The sequence below is a fragment of the Bacteroides sp. 90-K9/2 genome, from assembly GCF_047310725.1.
In the GTDB taxonomy this organism is placed as follows: Bacteria; Bacteroidota; Bacteroidia; order Bacteroidales; family Bacteroidaceae; genus Bacteroides; species Bacteroides vicugnae.
On record NZ_JBCGVL010000003.1, the window covers coordinates 85414 to 111818 of the forward strand.

Consider the following 26405-nt stretch of genomic DNA (forward strand, 5'->3'; position numbering starts at 1 on the left):
AATGTAGTTTCTTTTTGAACTCATTACAAAAATAACAAGCTTTCAGTTAAAATTGTTCCACGCACCCTACATTTTTAAACTACATTCACACTTTGATTGTATCGGTTCACTTTTTACTTACACCAGTTCGTCAGAGGTATATCCTTTCGGCAGTTCACGGCAGTTATATCCGGAAGCCATTATTTCACCATAAGCACCGGCAGAGCGAAGGGCTATCAAGTCACCACGCTTCACTTTGTTCAGGTCAATCGCTTTTCCGAAAACATCCGACGATTCACAGATCGGTCCTACCACGTCGTATGCTTCCAATGGTTCTTCGGAAGTAATATTTTCCATTTTATGGAATGCCTGATACAGAGCCGGACGGATAAGATCGGTCATGCCAGCATCCAAGATGGCAAATTTCTTCCGAGCACCTTGTTTTACATACAGAACTTTAGAAATTAAGGAACCGCACTGTCCTACAACAGCACGCCCCAATTCAAAATGTAACGTCTGATAAGGACGCAATTTCAGTTGCCCGGCATAGGTAGCAAAATAGTCTTTGAAGTTCGGGATAGCCTGACGGTTGGGATGTCCATAGTCAATACCCAAACCACCTCCTACGTTAATATGTTCTACCAGAATTCTGCGAGCTTCCAATTTATCCTGTAATTCATTAACACGATTACAGAGAGCTACAAAATCGCCCATATCCAGAATCTGCGAACCAATGTGGAAATGAAGGCCGATAAACTTTACGTTTTTCATCTCCTGTGCCACATCTATCACCTTGTCCATATCCTGCATACTGATACCGAATTTGTTTTCTGCCAAACCGGTAGTGATATTTGCGTGAGTATGTGCGCCTACATCCGGATTGATACGGAAAGCAACATTAGCCACCTTATTTTGAGCAGCAGCCAATTCATTGATTACTTCCAGTTCGGGAATAGACTCTACATTGAAACAGAAGATGCCGTACTCCAGCCCGAGGTTGATTTCCCAGTCCGCTTTACCTACTCCTGCAAAAACGACTTTATTGGCCGGGAATCCTGCACGGATAGCGGCGCGGATTTCTCCACCGCTCACACAGTCGGCCCCCATTCCGCTCTCACGGATGATAGTAAGTACTTTCGGATTGGCATTTGCTTTGACAGCGTAATGCACTGAATAATTAGGATATTTGGCAACCTCATGGTTAATAGCCGACAATGTATCACGCAGCACTTTGGTATCGTAATAATAGAAAGGTGTCTGCAAAGTGCGGAATTTATCGATTGGAAATATTCCCTTCATAATTCGAAAAACTTGTTTAGTTGGTTAAAAAAGAGCGCTTTTATCAGTTCGGTAAAAGCGCTCGTGTTATTTATGGAATTACTTGCCGTTGAAAAGCATATCGCTCAACGATTGTAAAGCTACTTTCTTATCGCACTCCCGAATGAGGAAGGAGATATTATAGTTACTTCCCCCAAACGAAATCATTCGCACCGGTATATCGCGCATCGCATCGAGTGCTTTTGCTTCAAAACCGACATTTTCCCATTCAAGGTCACCTACAACACAGATGATACACATTCCTTTATCAACGGTTACTGTTCCGTATTTCTTCAGGTCATCCAGAATCTCATTAAGATGTTTCGTGTTATCTATCGTAACAGATACACCGACCTCTGACGTACAGATCATATCGATGGATGTCTGATAACTTTCGAAGATTTCGAACACCTTACGCAAGAAACCGTGAGCCAATAACATGCGGCTGGATTTGATCTTGATAGCAGTAATGTTATCTTTTGCAGCTACTGCCTTGATCTTACCTTTTTCCGTATCGTTGGAGATTAGTGTACCCGGAGCTTCCGGATCCATTGTGTTCAACAGACGGACAGGGATATTGGCATATTTAGCCGGCTGGATACAAGTAGGGTGCAGAATTTTTGCACCGAAGTAAGCCAACTCGGCTGCTTCCTCAAAATGAAGCTGACGCACCGGAGCGGTCTTGTCAACAATACGCGGGTCGTTATTGTGCATACCGTCGATATCTGTCCAGATCTGGATTTCGGAAGCGTTCACTGCTGCACCGATCAGAGAAGCGGTGTAGTCGCTACCACCACGTTGCAGGTTGTCTATCTCACCGTAAGCATTGCGGCAGATGAAACCTTGCGTAATGTAGATCTCCGTATCCGGATAAAGATCGAGTTGAGCACGTAACTTATCCTTAATATATACGGGGTCCGGTTCTGCATTCTTATCAGTACGCATGAATTCCAAAGCCGGAAGCAACACGGACTTCACACCACATTCCTGCAGGTAGAAGTTTACCATCGCCGTAGAAATAAGCTCTCCCTGTGCCAAAACCACTTTCTCTTCGAACAAAGTGAAAAGGTCTTTAGTATAGGAGCGGATGTAGTCGAAGTGGGATTTGACAACTTCAAGACCTTTCTGTTTATATTCCTGGGTTGCAAAAAGCTCATCAATATGCTGTTTATATTTTGCTTCCAGCTTATTAATAATCTCGTTGGCACCCTCCGGATTCTTCTTATACAGATAGTCCGAAATTTCCACCAATGTGTTTGTTGTTCCTGACATAGCAGAAAGAACAACAATCTTCTGTTCACCATCGGTAATCAATTTGGCTACTTCCTTCATGCGCTGAGCAGAACCTACGGAAGTTCCTCCAAACTTTAAAACTTTCATTTTCGTTACTGTTTTAGTTATCTATATTTAAATCTATTTCTATTGTTCTCTGTCTGGGCATATATTCATCGGTCACATCTACAATCTGATGGTCGGCACAACGATATACCCTGCCCGGATAATCTTTCAGCAGTTGCAAATTGTGCGTCGTCATCACTACCGATGAGCCGGATTCGCAGATATTGTGCAACAATTCAACGATAGCTTTACCTGTCTCTACATCCAGATTTCCGGTAGGTTCATCCGCCAGGATGATAGCCGGAGAATTGAGTACGGCACGTGCAATCACAATGCGCTGCTGTTCGCCACCGGAAAGTTCGTTCGGAAGTTTATAACCTTTGTTGGACATTCCTACCAGTTGAAGCACTTCTTCAATGCGATCCTGTATCTCCTGTTTGTTTTTCCAGCCTGTGGCACGAAGCACAAATTCCAGGTTATTATATACAGTACGGTCTGTAAGCAACTGAAAATCCTGGAATACAATGCCTAATTTGCGGCGCAGCTGCGGGATATGCTTACGTTTGATAGATCGCATATTATAGCCCAGCACTTCCGCTTCACCGTCAATTACATCCAGTTCGCCATAAAGAGTCTTGAGCAGACTCGTTTTTCCCGAGCCTACTTTTCCGATCAAATAGACAAACTCTCCTTTGTGCAATTCCAGATTTACATCACTTAGCACACAGAGTTCCTGTTGATGGATTTCTACGTTCTTATATTGTATCAACGCCCCGTCATCCATGCCGACTCCCGTTTTAATTTTAATTTCTAATCTTTACTTATTAATGCTTCTTCCATGTACTGCTATGTCTTTCCTGCAGTTCACGTGCAAGATCTTCAATGCGATAGCCTTTTGAAGCAAGCAATACAATCATGTGATAAATGAGGTCGGCTCCTTCGTAGATCAAACGTTCGTCAGTACCGTTCGTTGCTTCGATCACTGTTTCCACAGCTTCCTCACCTACTTTTTGAGCGATCTTATTGATTCCCGACTCAAACAGACTGGTCGTATAAGAACCTTCGGGCATTTCTTCGTGACGCTTGTCTATGAAGTTCTGCAATTCTTTCAGGAACATGACCGGTTCTTCGTTTTTCTCCCCCCAACAAGTATCTGTGCCTGTATGACACACAGGGCCTACCGGTTCTACTTGAATCAGTAATGTATCATTGTCGCAATCGGCCTTTATAGATACAACATGAAGGAAGTTACCGCTTTCTTCACCTTTTGTCCATAAACGATTCTTCGTACGGCTAAAGAATGTTACTTTTCCGGTTTCTACCGTTTTATCATAAGCTTCTTTATTCATGAAACCCAGCATCAAGACCTTACGTGTCTCGTTGTCCTGTATGATAGCCGGAACGAGTCCGTTCATTTTATCGAAATCCAATTCCATTTTTATATAAGTTCTAATTACTATTTCAATTTACAATTACTATCTATCGCCTACGAATGTTTTTTTTACCTGATGGTAATTCCTTCGCCGCAGCCTAAAGGCTAATTTTTGCAGCACAGCAATTACCTGATGGTAATTCCTTCGCCGCAGCCTATAGGCTAATTTTTGCAGCACAGCAATTACCTGATGGTAATTCCTTCGCCGCAAAGATACGATTTTAATTCGGGAATTTTAATTTCTCCGAAGTGAAAAACACTGGCAGCCAATGCAGCATCTGCCTTTCCCTGTAAAAAGACATCACGGAAGTGCTCCTTACAGCCCGCACCTCCCGAAGCTATGATGGGAATGGAGAGCTGATCCGCTAAAGCAGCAAGTGCTTCATTTGCATAACCGGCTTTTACACCATCGTGATTCATGCTTGTGAAGAGTATTTCTCCTGCTCCGCGTTCCTGTGCCTCTTTAGTCCACTCGAACAGGTCTTTATCCGTTTCGATGCGCCCTCCGTTCAGGTAACATTTCCAACCATTTTCGGTCTGTTTAGCATCCACAGCCAACACACAAACCTGTGAGCCGAAATTCTTTGCAATTTCGTCAACCAACCGGGGATTGCGGATAGCGGAAGAATTGATAGAAATCTTATCCGCTCCTGCATTCAGCAGACGGTCTACATCATTTAATTCATTGATTCCACCACCTACGGTAAATGGGATATTGATATTAGCAGCAATCCGTTTTACCAATTCTGTAAAAGTCTTACGTCCTTCATGGCTTGCAGTAATGTCCAGAAAAACAAGTTCGTCTGCTCCCTGTTCACTGTAAGCACGGCCTAACTCCACCGGATCACCGGCTTGGCGCAAGTTGACAAAATTCGTTCCTTTAACGGTTTGTCCGTCTTTTATATCCAGACAAGGTACTATTCTTTTTGCTAACACAATCCTATTTTATTTATTGTTCAACAATTTATAATCTATATTCCTGAAGCTTGATTCTTATCTCCCTTATAATAAAGGCATCTTATTTATTCCGATACGCTCATTATAGAAAGATTCTCAAATCCTGTAAAGTGACATGTCCTTCATATAATGCCTTACCGAAAATAACTCCGGGAACACCGGCCTCATCCAAGGCAACAATATCATCCACCTTGCTCACCCCGCCACTAGCCATCAGATAAAGGTCAGGGAATTTTGCCAGCATCTCTTTATACAAATCAATAGAAGGGCCACTCAACATTCCGTCACAGCTAATATCCGTACAGATTACTTTTCGTATACCTTTATCTATATAATTTTCGAGAAATGGAAAAAGTTCACAGGCACTTTCATCTTTCCAACCATTGACGGCTATCTTATGATCTTTCACATCTGCCCCCAAAATAATCTTCTCACTGCCGTATATTTCCAGCCAATGACAGAATAATTCCGGATCTTTCACCGCAATGCTTCCTCCGGTTACCATCTGCGCACCGCTCTCAAAAGCTATTTTCAAATCTTCATCACTCTTTACTCCTCCACCAAAATCAATAACGAGAGAAGTGCGTGCAGCAATTTGTTCCAACACCCGATAGTTAACAACGTGATGAGAAGCAGCACCGTCCAAGTCTACCACATGAAGCCTGCGAACACCATTCGCTTCAAACTCCTTAGCAACTTCCACCGGATTCTCATTATACACCTTTTTACTATCGTAATCTCCCTGGGAAAGGCGTACGCACTTTCCGTCAATAATATCAATGGCTGGAATAATTTCTATCATCTGTTTATTTACTATTTGACAATTTACTATTTAATTATTTAGCTGCATACGCTTTCGGGTATCTCTAATCTATTTTAGAAACTAAGATATGCATCTTAGAGGTTTAAAAAGTTTGTCAGAATCTTCTCTCCTGTCTTGCCACTTTTCTCCGGATGGAACTGGGTAGCATAAAAGTTATCTTTATGCAGTGCAGCACTGAACGGGTGAATATAGTCAGTTGTAGCAGCAGTAAATTCGCAGGTCGGCACATAGAAGCTATGCACAAAATAGACAAACTCTTCTTCGGTGAACCCTTCAAACAATTTGCTATTCGTTTTCCCAATGGTGTTCCATCCCATGTGCGGCACCTTATCTTCATGTTTCTGCGGGACAAAACGTTTCACGTCCACATCAAAGATATTCAAACAATCGACTTCTCCTTCTTCGGAATGCCGGCACATCAACTGCATGCCAAGACAAATTCCAAATACAGGCTGACGGAGATTCTTAATCAGTTCGTCCAGTCCCGTTACTTTCAAGTGGTTCATGGTAGTTTCCGCCTCTCCCACTCCGGGAAAAATAATTTTATCAGCCGATTGGAGTTCTTCTTTATCAGCAGTAATCACCGCTTCTACCCCCAACCGCTTTAAAGCATAATCCACAGAACGAATATTGCCGGCATTGTATTTTACAACTGCTACTTTCATCAGCTAAATATTACTGTTTTATTTTTATAAGCCAAAACTTTGCGCTCGATGTGCTTCTGCACTGCACGCGAAAGAACGATTTTTTCCAAATCCTTTCCTTTATTTACAAGGTCTTCAATAGCATCTTTATGAGTAATGCGCACTACATCCTGTTCAATAATCGGTCCGGCATCCAGTTCTGTCGTTACATAATGACTAGTTGCACCAATAATTTTCACCCCTCTCTGGAAAGCTGCGTGATAAGGCTTCGCCCCTACAAACGCAGGAAGGAAAGAGTGATGAATATTGATAATCTTATTCGGATAAGCATTAATCATCTGTTCGGAGATCACCTGCATATAGCGTGCCAATACGATAAATGTAATCTTATGTTTGGCAAGCAGCTCCATCTCCTTGCGTTCCTGTTCTTCTTTCGTCTCCTTAGTGATAGGGAACAGATAGAAAGGAATTCCAAAGCGCTCTGCTACGTGCTGCAAATCCGGATGGTTACTTATAATAAGAGGTATCTCTACATTCCACTCTCCTGCCGTATACCGGGCTAGCATATCGAAAAGACAATGTGACAGTTTGGATACAAAAATAGCCATACGCGGTTTAACATCAGAGAAATAAAGACGAAAATCCATTTCATATTTTTGCCCGTAGAGTGTTCTGAAATAATCTTCAATTTTTTCCTGCGGAACCAGAAAATCTTTCAGTTCCCATTCAATACGCATGAAGAAGATGTTCTCTACATGATCTACATACTGATCCAGATAGATAATATTTCCTTTGTTTACCGTAATAAAGTCTGTCACTTCCGCAAGGATTCCCGGTTTGTCGGGACAGTGCAATAACAGTTTGGCTGTTGTCATCATTCTTTTTACTAATTAACGATTCTAGGCGGATTATTTTCCACCTTTCTAATTTTAGTCCGCAAAAATAACGATTTATTGCAAAATTACGAATTATTCAAGCAGAAAGTTGATATAAAAACGGTGATTTCTTACAGATAGAAAGATATCGGGAGTTATTTTCAATGAAAAGAATGACAAACTTTAGGATAGTGACGGTATTCCATCGTGATAGCGTCACTATAATGACCGGATACCGTCACTATCCGATCTGAAGAAAAACGAATATTTTTTTCATTACAAAAGTACTCAAAATGAGACACTAAGCATTTTTCTCGTTTTTTCTTGAAAAAAACTTTTCTCAAAACGCTTGCAGGTTTACAAAAAACAACTACCTTTGCACCCGCAATCGAGAGAGATGCAGATTAATAAATTGAAATTCTGGTGCGTTAGTTCAGTTGGTTAGAATACATGCCTGTCACGCATGGGGTCACGGGTTCGAGTCCCGTACGCACCGCTTCTTTCATTAAGAAGCAAAGAGAATAGAAATGAGTTAATCCAATTAAAATTTGGTGCGTTAGTTCAGTTGGTTAGAATACATGCCTGTCACGCATGGGGTCACGGGTTCGAGTCCCGTACGCACCGCGAAAGCAAATATTAAATTAAAGCAAAGCTCTGAAATTCAAAGATTTCAGAGCTTTGCTTTTTTCTACAATCCAGCTTCAGGCAGTATTCATATGGCTTATTCGTAGAATCTTCTGAACAAAAGATTATTTATTCACAAAATTGAAGTCTAATTCATTATATCGATCTCCAATGATAGGATACTTTCTTAATAAGCATTCTATATTTTCAATATCTTCTTTAGATAACTCTATATTGACAGCTTCTATATTCTCATTCAGGTATTTGATACGTTTCGTACCTGGTATAGGTATAATATTCTCGCTCTGTTTCAATATCCAAGCTAAAGCTAGTTGGGCAGAAGTTATATTTTTATTTTCCGCCATTTCTGCAAATTCAGTAACCAACTTTCGGTTATTCTCCCAATATATGCCATTGTAACGTGGTAGGTGTTTGCGGAAATCATTTTCTCCCAAAGAGTTTACGTTGACAGTATTTGTCAACAGCCCTCTGCCTAACGGTGAAAATGGGACTAAAGTTACTTCTAATTCTTTCGTCAATAGCAAAATCTCCTTTTCTACATCGCGGGTCAATAAAGAATATTCACTTTCAACCGCAACTATGGGATGAACGGCACAAGCCCTTCTCAACGAATCAGAAGAACATTCACTTAATCCCAAGTAGCGTACTTTACCCTCTTTTACTAACTCTGCCATAGCGTCAACAGTTTCTTCGATTGGTATTGTGGGATCAATCCGATGCGCATAATACAAGTCTATAGTTTCAATATTTAATCTTTTCAAGCTGTTCTCTACAGCTTGTTTTACATACTTTGGAGAAGCATCCACATAACTTTCACCACCGGCAAACACACTACCTTGACTATTGCGTAAGCGAAAACCAAATTTTGTTGCAATAAAAATCTGATTTCTTTTTTCTGCTAACACTTTGGATAGCAATTCTTCATTAGCACCATTTCCATACACATCCGCAGTATCCCAAAAATTAATGCCAAGTTCTAAAGCACGATGCAATGTCTTAATGCTTTCTTTTTCATCGGCTACTCCATACGCAGCACTCATTCCCATACAACCCAATCCGATAGCGGATAGGTTTACTTCTGTTTTGCCTAATTTTCTGTACTTCATTATTTATATTTTTTAATCGGTACAAAATTAGGTAATGGAAATATGGCTGATTAACACTATTCAAAGCATCATTTGCACAAATCAAATAATTGTTGTTATCTAATTTCGCTTGGCGATTTTCCTGTGTGCTTACGATAGAATTTACTGAAATAGGCTATATTTTCAAATCCCAAGCTATAAGCAATTTCTGAAATAGAAAAATTACTATGTAATAAATACTGGGTACATTCTTTGATTATTCTTTCCGCAATCATTGTAGAGGTAGTTTTTCCAGTAGTATCTTTTACCACTTTATTTAAATGATTAACGTGTATAGACAAACGGTTTGCATAATCGGCAGGAGTACGCAAACTCAATACTGAATGTGGATAATCAACAGGAAATTGTCTATCCAATAATTCTATAAATAATTCGGTAATACGTTGCGAAGCATTCGGATGTGATTCATTTTTATTCGACTCCTGCATTTTCAAAGCTGTATGTATCAGTAAATGAAGATAGCAGCGTAAGACATCAGATTTTTTTGCATAATCTGATTGATTTTCTTCCTGCATTTGTCTGTATATATCCATGACTTTGGCAACTTGTTCGTCATTCAAGAAGAAAACCTTATCTCCAGTAACTTTGAATAATGGTGTATTAGCCAAAGAGCCGTTCTTGTCTTCTGACTGTACAAATTGCTCATTAAATATACAAAACATTCCTTTCTGTTCTTCACTGATTGATTCCCAAGCATAAGGGACTAAAGGATTAGAAAATAACATAGCAGGACGATTTACTAAAATCCATTTATCTGCATAATATAATTTTCCCACACCAATAATCAATGTGACTTTATAAAAATCTCTGTAACTGAATTGTACTGTCCCAAAATTACATTGTCGGGAAAGAACATTGAAATATGGTTTCTCTTTAGAGTAAGTTGTACCCAGTTGAGGGTCACAACGCTGGATTCTTTTATAGAACTGTGGAATACTTTCGGACATATTTCAAAAAGAAATTCTTAATTGTAACTCCTTGGGTGGATAAAAAGTTCCGATAATAATAAAAGGATTAGTACCTACATTATGGAATTTCTTAGTTGTCCCTAAAAAGAAGTATATATCTTTTTTACACCATTCTGTGAAATATTTCTCTTTTACTTTTTCACATGCAACTTGTTCGTTTTCATTAGCAGCTGCAAGGCAATTCCAATAAAGCATTCCTAATTCCCAGTCTTCAATCATGAGTTTTCGTTCTTTACCATCTTCTGATATAAACTTATATGAGAACTCATAAGGCAATTTTTTAGCTACTTTGAATATTCTTTTAGTTTCTTCTACATCAAATAAACTATGTTGGGCTTGATTGGCATATACAGCATCTAATTTCTGCTTATTCCATTCTCTTGTAGATTCTTCCCAAACAAAATCAATAATTCTTTGAGGTTTAAATACGGCTAATGATGTTCCTATTTGGGGATTTTTAGCTTCTTCAATAAGCTCAGCCATATTATAACGGACATGTTTTAAAACAATAGACTTTCTTTTTGCCCAGCCATTTTTTGTACCAATTTCTCCTACTATTTTTATTTCATTATCTATATTTGCAGGACGAAAACTTTCTTTCCTAAAATCACTTGTGTTTTTAACCAAATCAAGTTCTATCCACTGCCATTTACTATATCTCTTATCATAACTTAATTTACGAAAAGGAATAGGATATATTCTTATCCAAGTGCCATCTTCCAAGAAACCAGCAGTACAAACTAATTCATCGTATTTTTCCGATAGAGTAGGATATGTTTTTACAGCAATTAGAACTCGAGTTGTAGGCATGTTTTATAGATGTTTAAGGGTGTAAGTTATGTCAGGTAGTTGCATTAAATATTTCGCAACTCTTCCTCTATGGCATTGTTTGTGACTTTCTTCAAAGCAAGTTAAAGCTACACGTTTCTCTGTATCAATCAATTCTCGGACATATAAAAGATAATCCCAATTTTCTTTTAGGGTAGATTTTTCATATGACTCAAAAAGAATTTCATAATCTTTTTGTGATTTTAAATCTTGTCTTTGTTCTGATTCTATTCCTAGTTGCGGTATATGGATATATTTTATACCTACTCCTGTACATGCTTTCTCTAATTGACTTTTTGAAAATCCATATTTTTGACTATAGGCATTTTTGCGGACATCACAGAGAATATGTACATCATTCACGAGAAGAATATTAATGTATTTTTCTAAAGAGCGTCCTTCATATCCTATAGTGAATAATTGAGGCTCTGCAAAGGTTCTTTTTTGCTTATCTATTACTGCTAATTCTTCCTCATTTAGCAAATTAATTGCTATTGTACTTTTTGTTGCGTAATAAGGAAAATTGATATAAGTGTAACGAATTAACTCGTTTTGAGATAGACAACCAAATTTTTCTTTTATTTCTTTTATAGCTTGCTGTTCAAACATATCAAGCATCATCAAATAATTATTGGGTTGACAAATTTGTATTCTACGACCATTCTCGCTTTTTATAATACTTAAGTAGCCCAATTTAGCCAATGTCATTATATCCTGATTTGCTTGGAATGAAAAACAACCATAGTAATAAGGAATAAAATCAAATGCTTTTTCCTCTTGTTTCCTTGTAAAAAGAAACAAATATTTCTGAAGCTGTTTGGCAGTCAAATGACCACCAAATGCTTCAATCAATGCTAATAATATTTTTCTTCTGTAATATAACATATTGCAAAAGTAAGAAAACTCTCTGCATTTTCGTGTTAAATATGGCTCTTTTATTTTATTACTCTATAATAAACGCCTATCTTTGCACCAACTCAAACAACCACCGCAACACCATGCAATCTAAAGAATTGCACATGTGGGGTTATTAGTGGGGGAAAGAATTAAGAGCTTGCTAAGATATTGAGTACGTGAAGAATAGAAGAAAGGTTCATCTTCCGTACGCACCGCAAAGGAGAATGAGTAAAATCATTCTCCTTTTTTGTTGATAATAAATGCTTATCCTGTTCCAAGTTCTATATAACAAAGAAAAGAGATTCTCAACGACCTACCTGCCGTTGCTGTTCTGCATTATACCGGTCTCCTATAACAGGAATAGCTGCAACGGCATCCTCCAATTCTTTCCACTCCTCGGGCGAAAGAGCCAAAGACAATGTGTATAGGTTTTCCTCGAGATGTGACAGTTTCGTCGTTCCGGGAATGGGTACGATCCAAGGTGCTTTCTGCAACAGCCAGCCGAGTGCTACTTGCGCCGAGGTCATGCCTCGCGTGCGGCCGAAAGCTTGTAGAACATTCACGATACGGGTATTCATCCGCATCGCTTCCGGCTGAAAACGTGGCAAGGTCTGGCGGTTATCATTGTTCGGATCAAAAACCGTGTATTCATTGATACAACCACCTAGAAAACCGCGATTTAACGGACTATATGGAACAAACCCGATACCCAATTCCCGACAGGTGTCGAGCACTCCGTTTTCTTCCACCAAACGATGCATCAAATGATACTCACTTTGAATCGCTGTGAGCGGACATACAGCATGAGCCTTGCGAATAGTATCGGCACTCACTTCACACATTCCCCAACGCTGCACCTTCCCTTCTTTCATCAGGTCGGCAATAGTCGATGCTACCTCTTCCACCGGAGTATCCGGATCAGCGCGGTGCTGGTAAAACATGGGAAGTGAATCGAGTCGGAGACGACGGAGTGACTCTTCACAATAACGACGGATGGTTTCCGGGCGGCTGTTCTGACGCCCCGTGGCTTTTCCGTTAATTACCTCATGTCCGAATTTAGTCGTTACGTTAATCCGGCCTTTAAATTCGGATAATGCTTCCCCGGCCAGTTCTTCATTTGTTAGCGGTCCATAGATAATAGCGGTGTCGAAAAGCGTAATGCCACGATTTACCGCTTCATGCAACAAGCGGATGCACTGTTTCTTGTCCGGATGTTGACTGCGGTTGTAAGTCATCCCCATCACACCGAAACCGAGTGCCGATACTTCGAAAGCCGCCTTGCCTGTACCCAATACCCGATGCTCTCTAATACGTGCAGACTCATTGTCAGTACGGGATGTTTCGGGTTGCTTCGTTTCAGATGCAAAAACCTTATCCAATCCAGTTGGCACAGCCAATGCTGCTCCCGCCAGTGCCGTCGCCTTGAGAAATCCGCGACGGCTAATATTCATTTTATTGTTCTCTTCCATAAATTTACGTTTTTATATTACTCCTTTCGCCCACTCTCCGGCTTGTTTAACGCTTCCGTTCAACAACTGCCCTTCTCCCCATGTAATTTTTGGATAAAGTTTCTTGAGTTGTTTTACACTATTAGTTATCGAGCTTCCTCCGGAAGTAGCGAATGGAATAACGGTTTTACCGGAGAAATCATATTTCTCAAGGAATGTATTGACCGGACGCGGACATAAATTCCACCATATCGGATAACCAAGGAATACCACGTCGTAATCTTTCAGATCAAGCGCTTCTCCACCCAATTCCGGACGTGAATTTTCAGTCGTCATTTCAATTGAGCTACGGCTACTCTTATTGTTCCAGTCGAGATCTGCTGAGGTATAGGCCGTAACGGGAGTTATCCGGTAAAGTTTGCCGCCAATCGTTTTTGCAATGGCATCGGCAACTTTTTCTGTAGTTCCAGTACAAGAAAAATAGGCAACCAGGATTTTCTTATCGGACTGTACATTAGTATCCGCTGTCTGATTCTGCGCTTTTGATGAGCAGCTAAAGCAAAGGAGACTCATAAATATGAATATAATCTGTTTCATTTTATTTTGATTTTAAATATTTCTTATCACTAATTAGTTTAGACATTATCACGATGGAGTAACACCACAGGCTTCTCATTCTTCTATTACTTTGATAAAATGTGCAGGAACACCACCCACAACCGTATTCGCTTCCACATCTTTTGTCACTACAGCTCCGGCACCAACAACAGCATTATCACCGATAGTCACTCCCTGAAGAATCGTCGCGTTAGAACCTATCCATACATTCTTACCGAGTACGATAGGTGCAGGATAAGTCGTTTTACGGTCTTGCGGAGCCAACCCGTGATTAAGTGTAGCAAAAACCACATTATGCCCGATTTGACAACCGTCACCAATAGTCACACCACCATGATCCTGAAAATGACAGCAGGCATTCATAAACACACCCTCACCAACGGTAATATTCTTACCAAAATCCGTATAAAACGGTGGAAAGACCCGGAGCGACGATGGCACCTGATAACCGAACAACCCGGAGAGTAATCGGCGCACTTCGTCCGGTGTGTGATATGCCGTATTCAGTTGGAAGGTGATACGTCTTGCCTCATTACTCATATCGTCCATCAAACGATGTATTTCTTCTGTATTAAGCGCCTTGCGCGTCTTTACATATTCCTTAAATTCCTCGGTAGTCATAGTATTTCCTTTCAAAAGATAAAACAGGATTAGCAGAAATCATCATTTCGTCTGTTCGAGTTTGTTATACTCGTCATCTGTAACCGGTTCAAGCCACTCATTGGAGGTGTTTTCACCGGAAACTTCAAAAGCCAGATGAGCAAACCAACTGTCGGCAGCAGCCCCGTGCCAGTGTTTCACATTAGCAGGAATATGGATAACCGTACCAGGCAGAATCTCTACCGCCGGTTTACCTTCTTCCTGATACCATCCTCGACCGGCTACACCGATAAGCATCTGTCCGCCACCTTTCGTTGCACGGTGAATATGCCAGTTATTGCGGCAACGTGGTTCAAAAGTAACGTTAGAGATATTCACCTGCTCGCGCGAAACCGGAGCAAGATAACTGTTACCAATAAAATACTGTGCATAGGCTGTATTGGGTTCGCCAATAGGGAAAATCATCTCACGCTGGAAAGCTGTTTTGGCATCCTCACCAACAATATCTTCAGACCATACTCCTTTTGCCAAATTGAACGCTGCCCACGCCTTCGGCCAACCTGCATAGAAACCTATATGAGTGATAATCTCTGCGATCTCCGTGCGGGTGATGCCGTTCTTCTTCGCCGACTGAAGATGATAAACGAGCGAATTGTCCGTGATTCCCATACTGATAAGGGAGGTAATGGTTACTAAACTGCGGTCACGCAGACCGAGTTTGTCAGTGCGGCTCCAAACTTCTCCAAAGAGAACATCGTCATTGAGTTCCGCAAACTTGGGGGCAAACGTTCCTAACTGGTCACGTCCTGCCGTCTGTACTATCTTTTCTTGTGCCATAACATTGAGTGTTAAAATACTAAATACTGAAAATAAAAGGAGTTTGTTCATAATCATTTCGTTTATTGAATGAAGTTATTAATGCAATTTGCGGGGTTAAGCGGCATTTGGTCAGAGAGTACGAGAGTCTTAACCATGTGCAGCGTTCCTTGCTTGTACTTTTGAAAATGCTCCGATGCAATATGAGATTTATAAGCCTCCTGACTCACGTAAGTTTCAAGAATAGTTATCCTGCCGGGATTCTCTTTTTCGCTGACGGCATACATAGTCAGCACTCCCGGTTCAGTACGCAAGGAGACTTCACCCACTTCGGTCGCATATTTCATATATTCTTCAAGATACTCCGGATAAACCTCGATTTTCGATAGCCGTACAATACCGTCAGCCGCCATAGGTAATTTGGCACACATTCCGGGCTGTTGTTTTGTATCCTTTTTCCCTGTCATACAGCATGATAACATAACGAATAAAGACAAAACACTTAGAATTATTTTTCTCATCACCTTCTATCTTTTCATTGTTAAACTTTTGATTGCAAATCTACTGCAATAAAATGAGTGGGCTTGTATATGATTTACTGATATTTGTACCCAAATCCTCGATTCTGTAATAAAGCCATCTATAATTCAAATAAAATGAATTATATTTGCGATAAAGAATATAAAAGAAAGGATTATGGAAGAGGTTATTAAACTTGATGAGGTAGATAAATACAACAAACTTTTCGGACTCGAAACACGACACCCATTGGTAAGTGTTGTCGATCTGTCGAAAGCAACGCAGTGGCCGGAACATTTCAAGATCAACTACGGCGTATATGCTCTTTTTCTGAAAGATACTTATTGCGGAAATATCATGTATGGCCGTCAGAACTATGACTATCAGGACGGCACGATTGTCAGTTTTGCTCCGGGTCAGGTAACGGAAACCAAGATGGTTAAAAATGTCCAGCCAAATGCTCACGGCATCCTGTTTCACCCCGACCTGATTCGTGGCACGGCACTCGGTCAGGAGATCAAGAACTATTCTTTCTTTTCCTACGAAACCCGTGAAGCATTACACCTTTCAGAGGAAGAACGGGAGACCGTGATGGATTGTCTACATAAGATTGAAATAGAACTGAAACACAACATAGACAAGCACAGCCGCCGATTAATTTGTGCCAATATCGGACTACTGCTCGATTATTGCATGCGTTTCTACGAACGGCAGTTCACAACACGCGAAGAAGTGAACAAAGACATCATTGTCCGTTTCGAACGGTTGCTGGATGAGTATTTCGACAACGAGACTCCGCTACGAGAGGGATTACCTACTGTTAAATACTTTGCCGACAAAGTATTTCTATCAGCAAACTATTTCGGAGATATGATTAGCAAACAGACGGGACAGACCGCCTCGGAATATATCCAGAATAAACTGATCGAACGCGCCAAAGAAGCTTTGCTGGCAACAGATAAGACTACAAGTGAAATTGCTTACGGACTAGGATTCCAATATCCGCAACATCTAAGCCGGATGTTCAAACGGATTACGGGTTGTACCCCCAATGAATTCCGCTCACAGAATTAGTCTTTATATAAAAAGGCAAGAATAAAATATGCTACGATTTAAAACGTAATCATAAATGATGACCCTAAAGTAAGCATATTCATATACTCACCACTGTTCCTACTATGCGACGGAAGCAAATCATAGTCGAGAAAAAAACGGATTCCATAATATTCCTTTGCTTTGAACGTCAAGGAAACCCCACTTCCCATGCAGAAACCATTTCTTGCAGAAACCGACCGGTCAGTTAATTCCAATTGTGGATAATGCACGTATCCACCCAGAAGTTTACTGCCTATCAGCCATCGTGAAGACAACGGATATGAAAAATAGCTTCCTCCGCAAAGCGATATCGCATCAAATGTGTTATTTTCTGCCTGTTCTTCATTGACAATAATCAAAGTATTGGAAACAGTGAATCGCCCTCCCACGCCTACATACGGATTAAAGAAACAGGCCCCCTCCACACCGGCCGAACTGCCTGATGAAGTACGGAACTCCATTTGTTCGTCGATATCATAACTGCTCAACGGGATATTCAATCCAAGATACAAACTGACAAATGAAGGCCTATCCATTCTGTCGAACCTATCTTCACCTGCAAACCTATTGATTCCTTTTTCCCTGAATATCAGATCTGCAAAATAATACCCCACTTCCGTCGACAATATTCCGATTCCTGCCCCCGTCAGCACATCACTTAACCAATGCTTGTTGTTTGCCATCCGCATAAGACCGGTTGCAGTAGCCACACTATATGCCCCGACACCTACCCATGGACTTTTATGTCCGTATTCCTTGGTAAACATGGTAGCAGTCATAAATGCCGTAGCCGTATGTCCGGATGGAAAAGAATGTTTGTTTGAGCCATCCGGACGTTCGACGTTTGTCGTTTGCTTCAAAGTATTTACCACACCACCCATCAGCAGTGCGGAAAAAGCGTCGGAAACGAGCATTCTACCCCATGAGCTGCGACTTTGCACTCCGGCTGCTTTCATACCAAGCATCACTGCAGCAGGGGCATATTGCATATAATCATCCAAATGACGATTGAAACGGGGCAGATAGTCGTTACGTAAACCTCGAAAATGATCGTCCTCATTTTTTACAATCAAGCCACCAACCATTAACGGAATGCCGATATACATCATCTGATAGAAACGGGAAGATGAGAATTTATCAAGCCTTCTACTAAAATTGGTTGTTGTAGAGATACGCAAACTATCTCTTCTTTCCGCCATAACATTATCTGCCAAATTTTGAGCAGATAAGAAAGAAAAGCTACAAATGCCAACAATACATATTACAATCATTTTCATTACTCTGTCCATTTATGCCCTGTTCCATGCACATTACCATATCACTCTTTGTTGCTACAAAATTAATTATTTATCAACGGCTCGTTCTCTCTTTTTATAAATTAACAATATTATACTTGGCAATACCAACAGAAGTAATAGCAGACCATACATTCCATTTGAAAACAGTGAAGCCTACATGTCAGACATGACACGTCCGATAAAAGCCAAACTTACAGAATATCTCAAACTCGAAGCCCCCTACAAAATAAAATTTGGAATCATTTTATTGCCCCCCTCTCGGATGCAGAAAAGAAAGCAATATCTGAAATTGACGACGAGATGCTTTCTTATGATTAAAGATAGCAGACACCCGAAGCCGACTATTTCCTAATTCTCTATACTTCATAATACTTATCCTATTTGTATCTATTGTTATTTTATTATTCCAATTTCTTTCAACCAACCTTTTGCTCCACTTGTACTACCTGTAGAGCCAAAACCTTTCAAATGTTCTGAATCCGGAGTAAGTTCTACTATTTTAGCCAAAGTTTCATCTCGGTAAGTGGCTGCATAAGTACAGAATGGTACAATGATTTTTCCCTTCAAATTGTATTCTTTACTTTCCAGAAATGACCATATCGCCATTGGAGCTGTATGCCACCACACCGGACAGCCTACAAAAACAATATCATAATCATCCATATCCTTAACAACATCTTTTAATGGAGGACGAATACCTTTCTCCAATTCCTCTTTCGCCACCTCCGTACAAGGAGTATAATCCGTTGGATAAGGTGTAACGGTTTCAATAGAAAACAAATCGCCACCTGTAAGTGAAGCAATCTCCTCCGCCAAACGTTTTGTAGTACCTCCCCAGCTGAAGTAAGCAACAAGGATTTTCTTTCCACTCACCTGGGTGACCGGTTCATCACTTTGGGCACATGAGTAAGAACTCAATGCCGCTAAACACATCATCATAATCAATACTAATTTTCTCATCTTCAATTTCATTTTAGTTATTACCTTTCGATGATGCAAAGTTACCGGAATATAGAAAGTAACACAATAGACAAATTACTGATATTATAACCATTTTTACTAAGCACACGATATTGCAAATCAGCACACTAACACAAATTACAGAATATCAAACACAAATTACCTTTTATGACATATCCCGTATGGCATTCTCATTGAAAACCTTTATTTTTGTTGTGAAACAAAAGAATATGAATATGGAGAATATAATTAAACTGGAAACTATCCAGGAATATAACAGACTTCTAGGTGCAGAAACCCTGCATCCTCTGGTTAGTGTAACCGATTTCTCTACGCTCCAATCCCTCAAGCACTGTCGAAAGAATTTCGGCTTTTATTGTGTGTTCTATAAAGAACTTGATTGCGGTGTGCTTCAATATGGCCGTAACAAATACGATTACGAAGATGGTACGTTAGTTTTCATTTCTCCGGGACAAATAGCCGGTGTGAATGATGGCGGTGAGACTATAAATCCCAAAGGTCTTGTGCTTATGTTTCACCCCGATTTGTTATATGGTACTCCCCTTGCCCGCAGAATGAAAGACTATACTTTTTTCTCTTATGAATCTAATGAAGCTCTTCACATGTCTGACCGGGAACGCCGGATCATCTTGAACTGTTTTCATGAAATACGGGAAGAATTGGAAAATGCAATCGACAAGCATACCAAACAAATTGTGACTTCCAATATAGAGACCCTGCTCAATCATTGCGTGCGTTTTTACGAACGCCAGTTCGTCACTCGTGAAGTAGTCAACCATGATTTACTAACCGAATTCGAACAGATACTTCAGCAATATTTCAATTCGGACAAACCCTCCGAGATCGGTTTGCCCTCCGTACAATACTGTGCAGAACAAATGCACCTTTCTCCCAATTATTTTGGAGATCTGGTAAAAAAGGAAACCGGAAAGTCCGCACAGGAATATATCCAACTGGCCATAATGGAAAAAGTAAAAGAACTATTGATTGATAGTAACAAAACAATCAGTGAAATAGCATACGAACTCGGTTTTAAATATCCCCATCATTTAAGCAGGATATTTAAGAAAGTCATAGGAACTACTCCCAATGAGTACCGCGCACAAGCCGGATAAAAATCAGTTGCCAGAAGCAAAATTCTTCTGTTTTTAAAACCGATAAGATACTTTTCGCATCAGACTCTTGACAAATGACTTTTTATGTTGTATCTTTGAGAAAAGAAAAAGTATAAAAAGCATGAAATTAGATAGAAATAATCATACATAAATCATAAACAACCCGGTATTTTACAATACCGACTCCTATATGATATGGGGCAATAGTCGAATGATTATTGCCCCATTTTGTTTATAATTCAGCTTAAAATCTCTCGTCTAATTCTAAAACTGCTATCAAATAGTTTATAATAAACTCGAATACCGTTTTACTAAAACTATCAAAAAGTTTATTATAAACAGGATTCGGGTTTATTAAAAACGACGTTTTCTTTTGTCAAAAATAGAGTAAGCAATAATTTTAGCATTCACCACGAAAAAATTTCGGAACAGCTCTACAGGTAATATAAATACACAATAATTCATTTACTTCTTTATTTACACAATCGTTTTCCTCCTCCACATCCCATCTTTCTATTTTTCCAATTCGCTAATTAAATCTAAAACGTTGAATACGACTCACGGCATCTACCATATTTTACATACATTTGCGTCTGACACAGATGTCAAACATTGGGTTTAATTTAAGATGTTTGGTATATGAATGCATATAAAGTGGGGTTAGACATAAGCTCTACTGCCGCTAAGATAAAAATATAAGAGTGTTTACTCGGATTCCTTTATCAAATAAAGGAAGCAAAATATCATCAACCAGTGGCAGAACTTATTATGTTATGAGGAATAGTATAGACATTATTCGACCACAAAATCTTCCGATTTAAAATTACTATAGAAACGTCCTGAAACAGCAGTAAACTTCAATACACAGTAATCGGGATCCGTCACTCCCTCCGGATAGTACATGGTATCTCCCTCCTGCCAGATCATCTCTTTACTGGCACTGTCCGTCAAGACCTCCATCGCGCCGCGTAGCATAACACCTCTAAAAAATCTCGTATCACAGAAGTAGATACATGCATGGTTATTCTCCCGGTATTGTGCCACACGCATAGACGAAGTGTTTGTTGTCAGATAAATCGTTTTTATGCCCTCTCTTTTTCTAGGTTGCAGCATTGCTTTGATGGTAGGAAATCCTTCACCGTCTACCGAACCGATAAAAGCTGTTTTCAGCTTATCAATCATGTTGCCTACTGTTTTTTCCGCGTCTCTCATCATTTTACTTTTTATTATTGGTTTATTATCTGATGCGAAAGTAGAGAAATACCAGAAAAGTAATGCAATAAAAAGAAAGGTAGAAATAGCACTTTTTACGGTTTGTGTGCTTTACGATACAATAATGGAGTTTTTCCCGTATGCTGCCGGAAGCTACGGATAAAATAAGAAACCGTTGAAAAACAGAGTTCAAATGCAATATCAGCTATAGGAAAGTCCGTATAAACAAGCAGCCTTTTAGCCTCTTCCATCACCTTGTTCCGGATATATTGTTTTGCACTGAACCCCATGGTCGAGGTTATCATCTCATTCAGATAATTAGGAGTAATGCAGAGCTTATCCGCATAATATTGAACCGAATGTTGCTCTTTTGCATGTGTAGCAACCAAATTCATGAATTTGCTTACATGATTATTGGAAACTTCCCTGTTTCTGCCCTCTTCCATCGAAGTCATTTTAAGATAAGCACGATCCAACAACATCAGGACTTCATAAAGCAATGCTCTCAAAACGTGTACATCGTCCTGTTGATACGAATCAATCTCCATCTTTATATCATGCAAGGTTTCAAGTATGCGTGTATAAAGTTCATCAGACAAATGTAGTCGCGATGAAAAACTTTCTATCTGAAAAAACGAAAGATGCCGTACAAACAAAGAATCTTTAAAGAGGGAAGACAAAAACTCTTCTTCGAAAATCAGAGCATACCCATTGATGATATGATGAGTATCCCAGTTTCGGATTTCCCCCGGTTTAGAGAAAAGGACGTCACATGGAATTGCTTCATAGGTTTGGTTATCGACTGCAAAAGCTCCCTTACCTTCTGTTATGAAAGTAATATCATAATAGTTGAGAGTGTGGACAGTACTTTTAGCCAGGAACTTCTTCACATACTTCAGTTCTACTACATCGACCAAAAGTTCACTCCCATACTTATGCTTATAAAAAGTATATCGAGGTATTGAGTTTCTCATTCAGAATACAAAAATAGTATTCCTTACCAAATAATCCAAAGACTTTTCAAAATCGATTCGATCGAATAAGCCATGAACCATCTGATAAGGAATACATAGAAAAAATATGTCTAGGTTATATTTCCTATTTAGAACTTCCGGCCAGATACCCCAAACTGGTTACATCTGCCCCCAAGTAATGATTAATGTGCTTCAATGGCACCCTGTACAGAATATCCGGGATTTCCGCCAATAAAGAGAGATACCTTTCCCTTACTGTCAGTTTGCGGGCACTCATATCCTCTTCCTCTTTAAAGTAAAACTGATACTCCATCAGTTGACGGACCAGATTCGCAAATGAAATTGAAGATGCACACAACTCTTCAATCTCCTCTTCACTGATGTAATAAGCAGCACATTTCGTCAGTGTCTTGATAGAATACTGACTTGAATTATAGCATAACACAGCATCACCCGCAGAGAAAAACCGGTTGGTTCTCTCCTCTCCTTCATGAGTGGTATATGTATGCAAAATACCGGAAACAATAATGTACAAGCTCTGCTCCGGCATTGTGGCAGAAGCAATCGTTTCTCCTTTATCCAGATACACCATTTCCATTCGAGCCAACAGCTCTTTCACTTCTCTTTCATCCACCTGATACTCAAAACAGAGTTTCTTCAAATAAGCTTCCATACAAAATAGATTTTAGTTAATATATGTCACTTAAAAACACCTAATTCGACATAGCAGGCATCATTGTGCCTCTCAAATATAATTTCCTTTGGGTATATCGTAAATACCAGATACAAATCAATAATGAAACGACCGTTGAAATGGGTGGAGCAAATCCCATGATAAACAGCGACGAGCTATCTATCTGGCTGAACCAGTATGACAACGGTATACGGAACAGGAAAGTGGCTATCAGACTGTGAATCATCGGGAATAACGAGTTTCCTTGTCCGCTGAAATAAGAATTAATGCAGAACACGAAACTAACCACGATACAGTCGATGCTATACCCTCGCAAATAATCTGCCGCCATTGCCACCACAGCAACATCTTTCGTAAAGAAAGCAGTAAGAGTCTCCGGCAGGAATTGCGAATACACGCAAACCGACACACCGAAAACAAGAGCAATCCCAATCCCCGAAGCCAGACATTTATTCATTCTCTTGATAAGTCCCGCTCCATAGTTCTGTGCAGTCATGGTTGCCACAGCCGATGATATAGCCATCGGAGGCAGCATAGCAAACACGATGATTTTCTCAACAACACCCAAAGAAGCAGATGCAATGACTCCCATCTGATTGACAATGACAGTGATAATCAGAAAAGAAACATTGATTAAAGCATCCTGCAAAGCAATAGGTGCTCCCAACACCAAGATCTTTTTAGACAGATTCCGGTTCAATCGAATATCTTTCCGTGAAAAGTCAAAATGGAATCCGTGCCGATATAAGAACCAGAGCGCTATTCCAAAGCTGACTCCTTGTGCAGTTACAGTAGCGATAGCCGCTCCCGTAGCCCCCCAATGGAAATAACCGACCAATATAAAATCGAGCACTATATTTATCACACATGCCAGCCCAACAAAATAAAGTGGTGTTTTAGAATCACCCAGTCCACGCAAAATACCACATACAACATTATATCCCACTATAAACAGAATACCCAGAGAGCATACCAAAATATAGCTTTTCGTATCTGCCATAGCTTCTACGGGAGTATGCATCAGTTCTGCTATCCGACCATGAAAAAGTACCATGACCAAAGTTAGCACTACACCGGTTATTGAAAACAACCATACGGAAGACCCGATAGTAAAAGCTACTTTCCGATTGTCTTTGGCTCCGGTAGCAATAGCAATCAGCACTGTTGTCCCGGTAGTAATACCCAGAATAATACCTGTTATTGTCTGCATCACCTGACTACCAATAGCTACGGCTGCCACACTTGCCGAATCATCATATTGTCCGACAACGAAAAGGTCAGCCCCGCCATAAAGTGCCTGAAGTACATTAGCAATTAAAAAAGGTACTGCAAACTGCAGCAATACCTTCGGTACGCTTCCTTGTGTCAAATCTAACTCTTTCATAGTTTCTTCGATACTTTTCCTCTTTATCTTATTTTGTTACAACATAAAAAAAGTGCCGGACAAGCGAATGATTTGCACCATTCATCTTATCCAGCACTATAATTATTATTATAGCACCCTCCGATGAGGATTTTTATGCCTGTCCCTATTTCAGGGCTGCAAATATGGGCTTTGTTTTCATAATTACCAAATTTTAACCGGTTTTTATTTTCTTACGGAGATGTAACTAGCTATATATCAACTATTATCAGACGAGGTTTGATCTATAGGATCTCCGTTAGAAAAACGAAAGAAAGCTGCCAACCGATCCGGATTCAGCGTATAACGTGCGCGTTCTTTTAATAAGGGTTCCGCATTCATTACGGCACAAGAATGAGAAACCACGGACATCATCGGCCAATCCTTTAACGAATTTCCTACAACTAAGGTGTGTTCAAAAGATAAAGCCAAAGCCTTACATAACTGAATCACCCCCTCTTTTTTACTTGCTTCAGGATGAATGACTGTTATCAGCGGAGCTTTATGAAAGACCTTGCAGGGATTCTCTTTCAACCGGGTAAGAATAGCTTCTCTCTGTTCTTTATCACGTACCAATATACTATACTTGTAAACCACTCCTTCATAAGTATGAATAGTGACTTTTGCAGATTCTCCATATACCTCCAGATATACTTTCACCGGCAAACACCTGATCTGGCCCGAATAAGATAATAAACCTCCATCTGCAAACACTCCTCCCCTGAATAAATCGAAAAGAGCCTTTCCCAGCTTTTTCTTCACCTGCTCCATCGACAGAGAAGTGGCAAGATATAAGGAAACGGACTGTGCCATATATCGCAAAGCGTTAGCATAACTTTCAGGAACTTTTCCCTGTGAATCAGTCAGTGTTCCATCCACATCGAAGAAAACAGTCGTAATAAGTGGCTTGTCAGGTATTCGCCAGAACGCCCCTTCTCCCATGATTCGATGTAAAGGGTGATTGTTCAGGTTACTAAACGCAATATAACAATCACAAACCTTCCTCTCGCAAGATAGCGGCACAACAGCTCCATCACCTTGATAAAAATTACTAATCTTCACCCGGCTTCGGGGACAAGCATACATATCCCCTTTCCAATCGATAAAACAATTATTCCTTCCTCCTGCGCAAACTTCCCATTGTGCCGGAGCATTCTTCAAGTCATACTCAAAAAGATTATCCAGTTGACTGAAAAACTGAATATCTTCCTGACTTAATGGTGTCCTTAACCCTTGCATAGCATTAATGAATAAATAAATATCCGGCAAAAGAGTATTCCGTAAATCATTGAGTACGGCCTTTGCAGAGGGATTTCCTACCGCTCCGGCACATACCTGTATTCCCGCATGATGGAGTATATGAATCTGATGCGCAAATTTCTCTACCGAAGTCATCTCTGGATGAAAACTGGCCCAGAGCCTTATCTTACTTATCACAGTGGGAGTCACACGAATCTCATCAAGCCAGTGTTTAGCCGGAAAAGAAAGGTTAGTCTGACAGGAAATTCCAGCCACCTGTGGCAATACTGCCAAATGCATCATTCCTTTCCGATAATAACGATGGATCAATGCTTCACCGTAAGGAATAATAAATAACTGCAACGGCTCCCCTTTCCATTGTTCAACAGCTGCTATAAAACGATTCCATGCCTGTTCATCCTGTGTCGTATCTGCCAGATGCGACTTCTTGCCGAAAGGGCAATAAGAACAGGTATAGTTGCAGCTATTCAATTTGCCGCGATAATATATACGCCTGAAGGAAAGTAAAGAGCCTTCGTTTTCCAT

General features: G+C 40.1%; 25 protein-coding genes, 2 tRNA genes and 1 pseudogene. 4 read left to right on the forward strand and 24 right to left on the reverse strand.

The window, feature by feature from the left end:
• Window positions 1-117: 117 nt before the first annotated feature.
• The 8 genes from lysA to purU form a co-directional block, all read right to left on the reverse strand.
• Window positions 118-1278 carry a diaminopimelate decarboxylase gene (lysA, locus tag AAHJ11_RS09725; protein WP_217721044.1) on the reverse strand — a complete coding sequence of 387 codons (1161 nt, stop codon included), beginning with the start codon at window positions 1276-1278 and terminating at the stop codon, window positions 118-120.
• A gap of 78 nt (window positions 1279-1356) precedes the next feature.
• A complete protein-coding gene (locus AAHJ11_RS09730; RefSeq protein WP_099146807.1) occupies window positions 1357-2676 on the reverse strand; it encodes an aspartate kinase in 1320 nt (439 codons plus the stop codon).
• Window positions 2677-2689: 13 nt separating this feature from the next.
• Window positions 2690-3418, reverse strand: coding sequence for a cell division ATP-binding protein FtsE (locus AAHJ11_RS09735; RefSeq protein ID WP_004304028.1), 729 nt, complete (start codon window positions 3416-3418; stop codon window positions 2690-2692).
• A gap of 40 nt (window positions 3419-3458) precedes the next feature.
• A complete protein-coding gene (gene hisIE, locus AAHJ11_RS09740; protein ID WP_148364961.1) occupies window positions 3459-4070 on the reverse strand; it encodes a bifunctional phosphoribosyl-AMP cyclohydrolase/phosphoribosyl-ATP diphosphatase HisIE in 612 nt (203 codons plus the stop codon).
• A gap of 179 nt (window positions 4071-4249) precedes the next feature.
• Window positions 4250-5002 carry an imidazole glycerol phosphate synthase subunit HisF gene (hisF, locus tag AAHJ11_RS09745; RefSeq protein WP_148364960.1) on the reverse strand — a complete coding sequence of 251 codons (753 nt, stop codon included), beginning with the start codon at window positions 5000-5002 and terminating at the stop codon, window positions 4250-4252.
• A gap of 103 nt (window positions 5003-5105) precedes the next feature.
• Window positions 5106-5825 (reverse strand): 1-(5-phosphoribosyl)-5-[(5-phosphoribosylamino)methylideneamino]imidazole-4-carboxamide isomerase, encoded by a 720-nt coding sequence (gene hisA, locus AAHJ11_RS09750; RefSeq protein WP_148364959.1) that lies wholly within the window; start codon window positions 5823-5825, stop codon window positions 5106-5108.
• A gap of 95 nt (window positions 5826-5920) precedes the next feature.
• On the reverse strand, window positions 5921-6511 hold the full coding sequence (gene hisH, locus AAHJ11_RS09755; RefSeq protein WP_148364958.1) for an imidazole glycerol phosphate synthase subunit HisH: 591 nt from the start codon (window positions 6509-6511) through the stop codon (window positions 5921-5923).
• Window positions 6511-7368: a formyltetrahydrofolate deformylase gene (purU, locus tag AAHJ11_RS09760; protein ID WP_004297049.1), complete on the reverse strand. Its 858-nt coding sequence runs from the start codon at window positions 7366-7368 to the stop codon at window positions 6511-6513. Before purU ends, hisH begins: the two co-directional genes overlap by 1 nt.
• Window positions 7369-7787: 419 nt before the next feature.
• Between purU and AAHJ11_RS09765 the strand changes: the two genes are divergently transcribed.
• Window positions 7788-7861 (forward strand) — tRNA-Asp (locus AAHJ11_RS09765).
• A gap of 54 nt (window positions 7862-7915) precedes the next feature.
• Window positions 7916-7989, forward strand: a tRNA-Asp gene (locus AAHJ11_RS09770).
• Window positions 7990-8114: 125 nt separating this feature from the next.
• On the opposite strand, the gene AAHJ11_RS09775 is transcribed toward AAHJ11_RS09770, so the two are convergent.
• The 9 genes and pseudogenes from AAHJ11_RS09775 to AAHJ11_RS09815 form a co-directional block, all read right to left on the reverse strand.
• Window positions 8115-9116 carry an aldo/keto reductase gene (locus AAHJ11_RS09775; RefSeq protein ID WP_148364957.1) on the reverse strand — a complete coding sequence of 334 codons (1002 nt, stop codon included), beginning with the start codon at window positions 9114-9116 and terminating at the stop codon, window positions 8115-8117.
• 95 nt (window positions 9117-9211) lie between these two features.
• A complete protein-coding gene (locus AAHJ11_RS09780) occupies window positions 9212-10102 on the reverse strand; it encodes a helix-turn-helix domain-containing protein (protein WP_148364956.1) in 891 nt (296 codons plus the stop codon).
• 3 nt (window positions 10103-10105) lie between these two features.
• Entirely contained in the window at window positions 10106-10933 is an 828-nt protein-coding gene (locus tag AAHJ11_RS09785) for a hypothetical protein (protein ID WP_148364955.1), read from the reverse strand.
• Window positions 10934-10936: 3 nt separating this feature from the next.
• Window positions 10937-11803 (reverse strand): DUF488 family protein, encoded by an 867-nt coding sequence (locus tag AAHJ11_RS09790; protein WP_235016832.1) that lies wholly within the window; start codon window positions 11801-11803, stop codon window positions 10937-10939.
• Between the two features lie 350 nt (window positions 11804-12153).
• Entirely contained in the window at window positions 12154-13317 is a 1164-nt protein-coding gene (locus AAHJ11_RS09795; RefSeq protein ID WP_148364954.1) for an aldo/keto reductase, read from the reverse strand.
• A 12-nt stretch (window positions 13318-13329) separates the two neighbouring features.
• Window positions 13330-13893, reverse strand: a complete 564-nt coding sequence (locus AAHJ11_RS09800) for a flavodoxin (protein ID WP_148364953.1) — start codon at window positions 13891-13893, stop codon at window positions 13330-13332.
• A gap of 75 nt (window positions 13894-13968) precedes the next feature.
• Window positions 13969-14535, reverse strand: a complete 567-nt coding sequence (locus AAHJ11_RS09805) for a sugar O-acetyltransferase (RefSeq protein ID WP_148364952.1) — start codon at window positions 14533-14535, stop codon at window positions 13969-13971.
• Window positions 14536-14577: 42 nt separating this feature from the next.
• A complete protein-coding gene (locus AAHJ11_RS09810; RefSeq protein ID WP_148364951.1) occupies window positions 14578-15402 on the reverse strand; it encodes a carboxymuconolactone decarboxylase family protein in 825 nt (274 codons plus the stop codon).
• An 11-nt stretch (window positions 15403-15413) separates the two neighbouring features.
• A pseudogene (locus AAHJ11_RS09815) lies at window positions 15414-15773 on the reverse strand (putative quinol monooxygenase); the annotation flags it as partial.
• Window positions 15774-16026: 253 nt separating this feature from the next.
• Here AAHJ11_RS09815 and AAHJ11_RS09820 point away from each other — a divergent pair.
• Window positions 16027-16923, forward strand: coding sequence for a helix-turn-helix domain-containing protein (locus AAHJ11_RS09820; protein ID WP_148364949.1), 897 nt, complete (start codon window positions 16027-16029; stop codon window positions 16921-16923).
• Window positions 16924-16961: 38 nt separating this feature from the next.
• Here the strand turns inward: AAHJ11_RS09820 and AAHJ11_RS09825 are convergent, their stop codons facing one another.
• Both AAHJ11_RS09825 and AAHJ11_RS09830 read right to left on the reverse strand, forming a co-directional pair.
• Entirely contained in the window at window positions 16962-18221 is a 1260-nt protein-coding gene (locus tag AAHJ11_RS09825; RefSeq protein ID WP_320974376.1) for a phosphatase PAP2 family protein, read from the reverse strand.
• A gap of 414 nt (window positions 18222-18635) precedes the next feature.
• Window positions 18636-19202, reverse strand: a complete 567-nt coding sequence (locus tag AAHJ11_RS09830) for a flavodoxin (protein ID WP_413579441.1) — start codon at window positions 19200-19202, stop codon at window positions 18636-18638.
• 236 nt (window positions 19203-19438) lie between these two features.
• On the opposite strand from AAHJ11_RS09830, the gene AAHJ11_RS09835 reads away from it, so the two are divergent.
• Window positions 19439-20338, forward strand: coding sequence for a helix-turn-helix domain-containing protein (locus AAHJ11_RS09835; RefSeq protein WP_234133870.1), 900 nt, complete (start codon window positions 19439-19441; stop codon window positions 20336-20338).
• 792 nt (window positions 20339-21130) lie between these two features.
• Here the strand turns inward: AAHJ11_RS09835 and AAHJ11_RS09840 are convergent.
• The 5 genes from AAHJ11_RS09840 to AAHJ11_RS09860 all read right to left on the reverse strand — a co-directional run bounded on the left by AAHJ11_RS09840 (window position 21131) and on the right by AAHJ11_RS09860 (window position 26405).
• Window positions 21131-21553: a pyridoxamine 5'-phosphate oxidase family protein gene (locus AAHJ11_RS09840; RefSeq protein ID WP_167511767.1), complete on the reverse strand. Its 423-nt coding sequence runs from the start codon at window positions 21551-21553 to the stop codon at window positions 21131-21133.
• Between the two features lie 92 nt (window positions 21554-21645).
• Window positions 21646-22524, reverse strand: coding sequence for a helix-turn-helix domain-containing protein (locus AAHJ11_RS09845; protein ID WP_413579443.1), 879 nt, complete (start codon window positions 22522-22524; stop codon window positions 21646-21648).
• Between the two features lie 124 nt (window positions 22525-22648).
• Window positions 22649-23197, reverse strand: a complete 549-nt coding sequence (locus AAHJ11_RS09850) for a Crp/Fnr family transcriptional regulator (protein WP_117934956.1) — start codon at window positions 23195-23197, stop codon at window positions 22649-22651.
• Window positions 23198-23237: 40 nt separating this feature from the next.
• A complete protein-coding gene (locus tag AAHJ11_RS09855) occupies window positions 23238-24602 on the reverse strand; it encodes an MATE family efflux transporter (RefSeq protein ID WP_195475319.1) in 1365 nt (454 codons plus the stop codon).
• 237 nt (window positions 24603-24839) lie between these two features.
• Window positions 24840-26405, reverse strand: a complete 1566-nt coding sequence (locus AAHJ11_RS09860; protein ID WP_413579445.1) for an STM4011 family radical SAM protein — start codon at window positions 26403-26405, stop codon at window positions 24840-24842.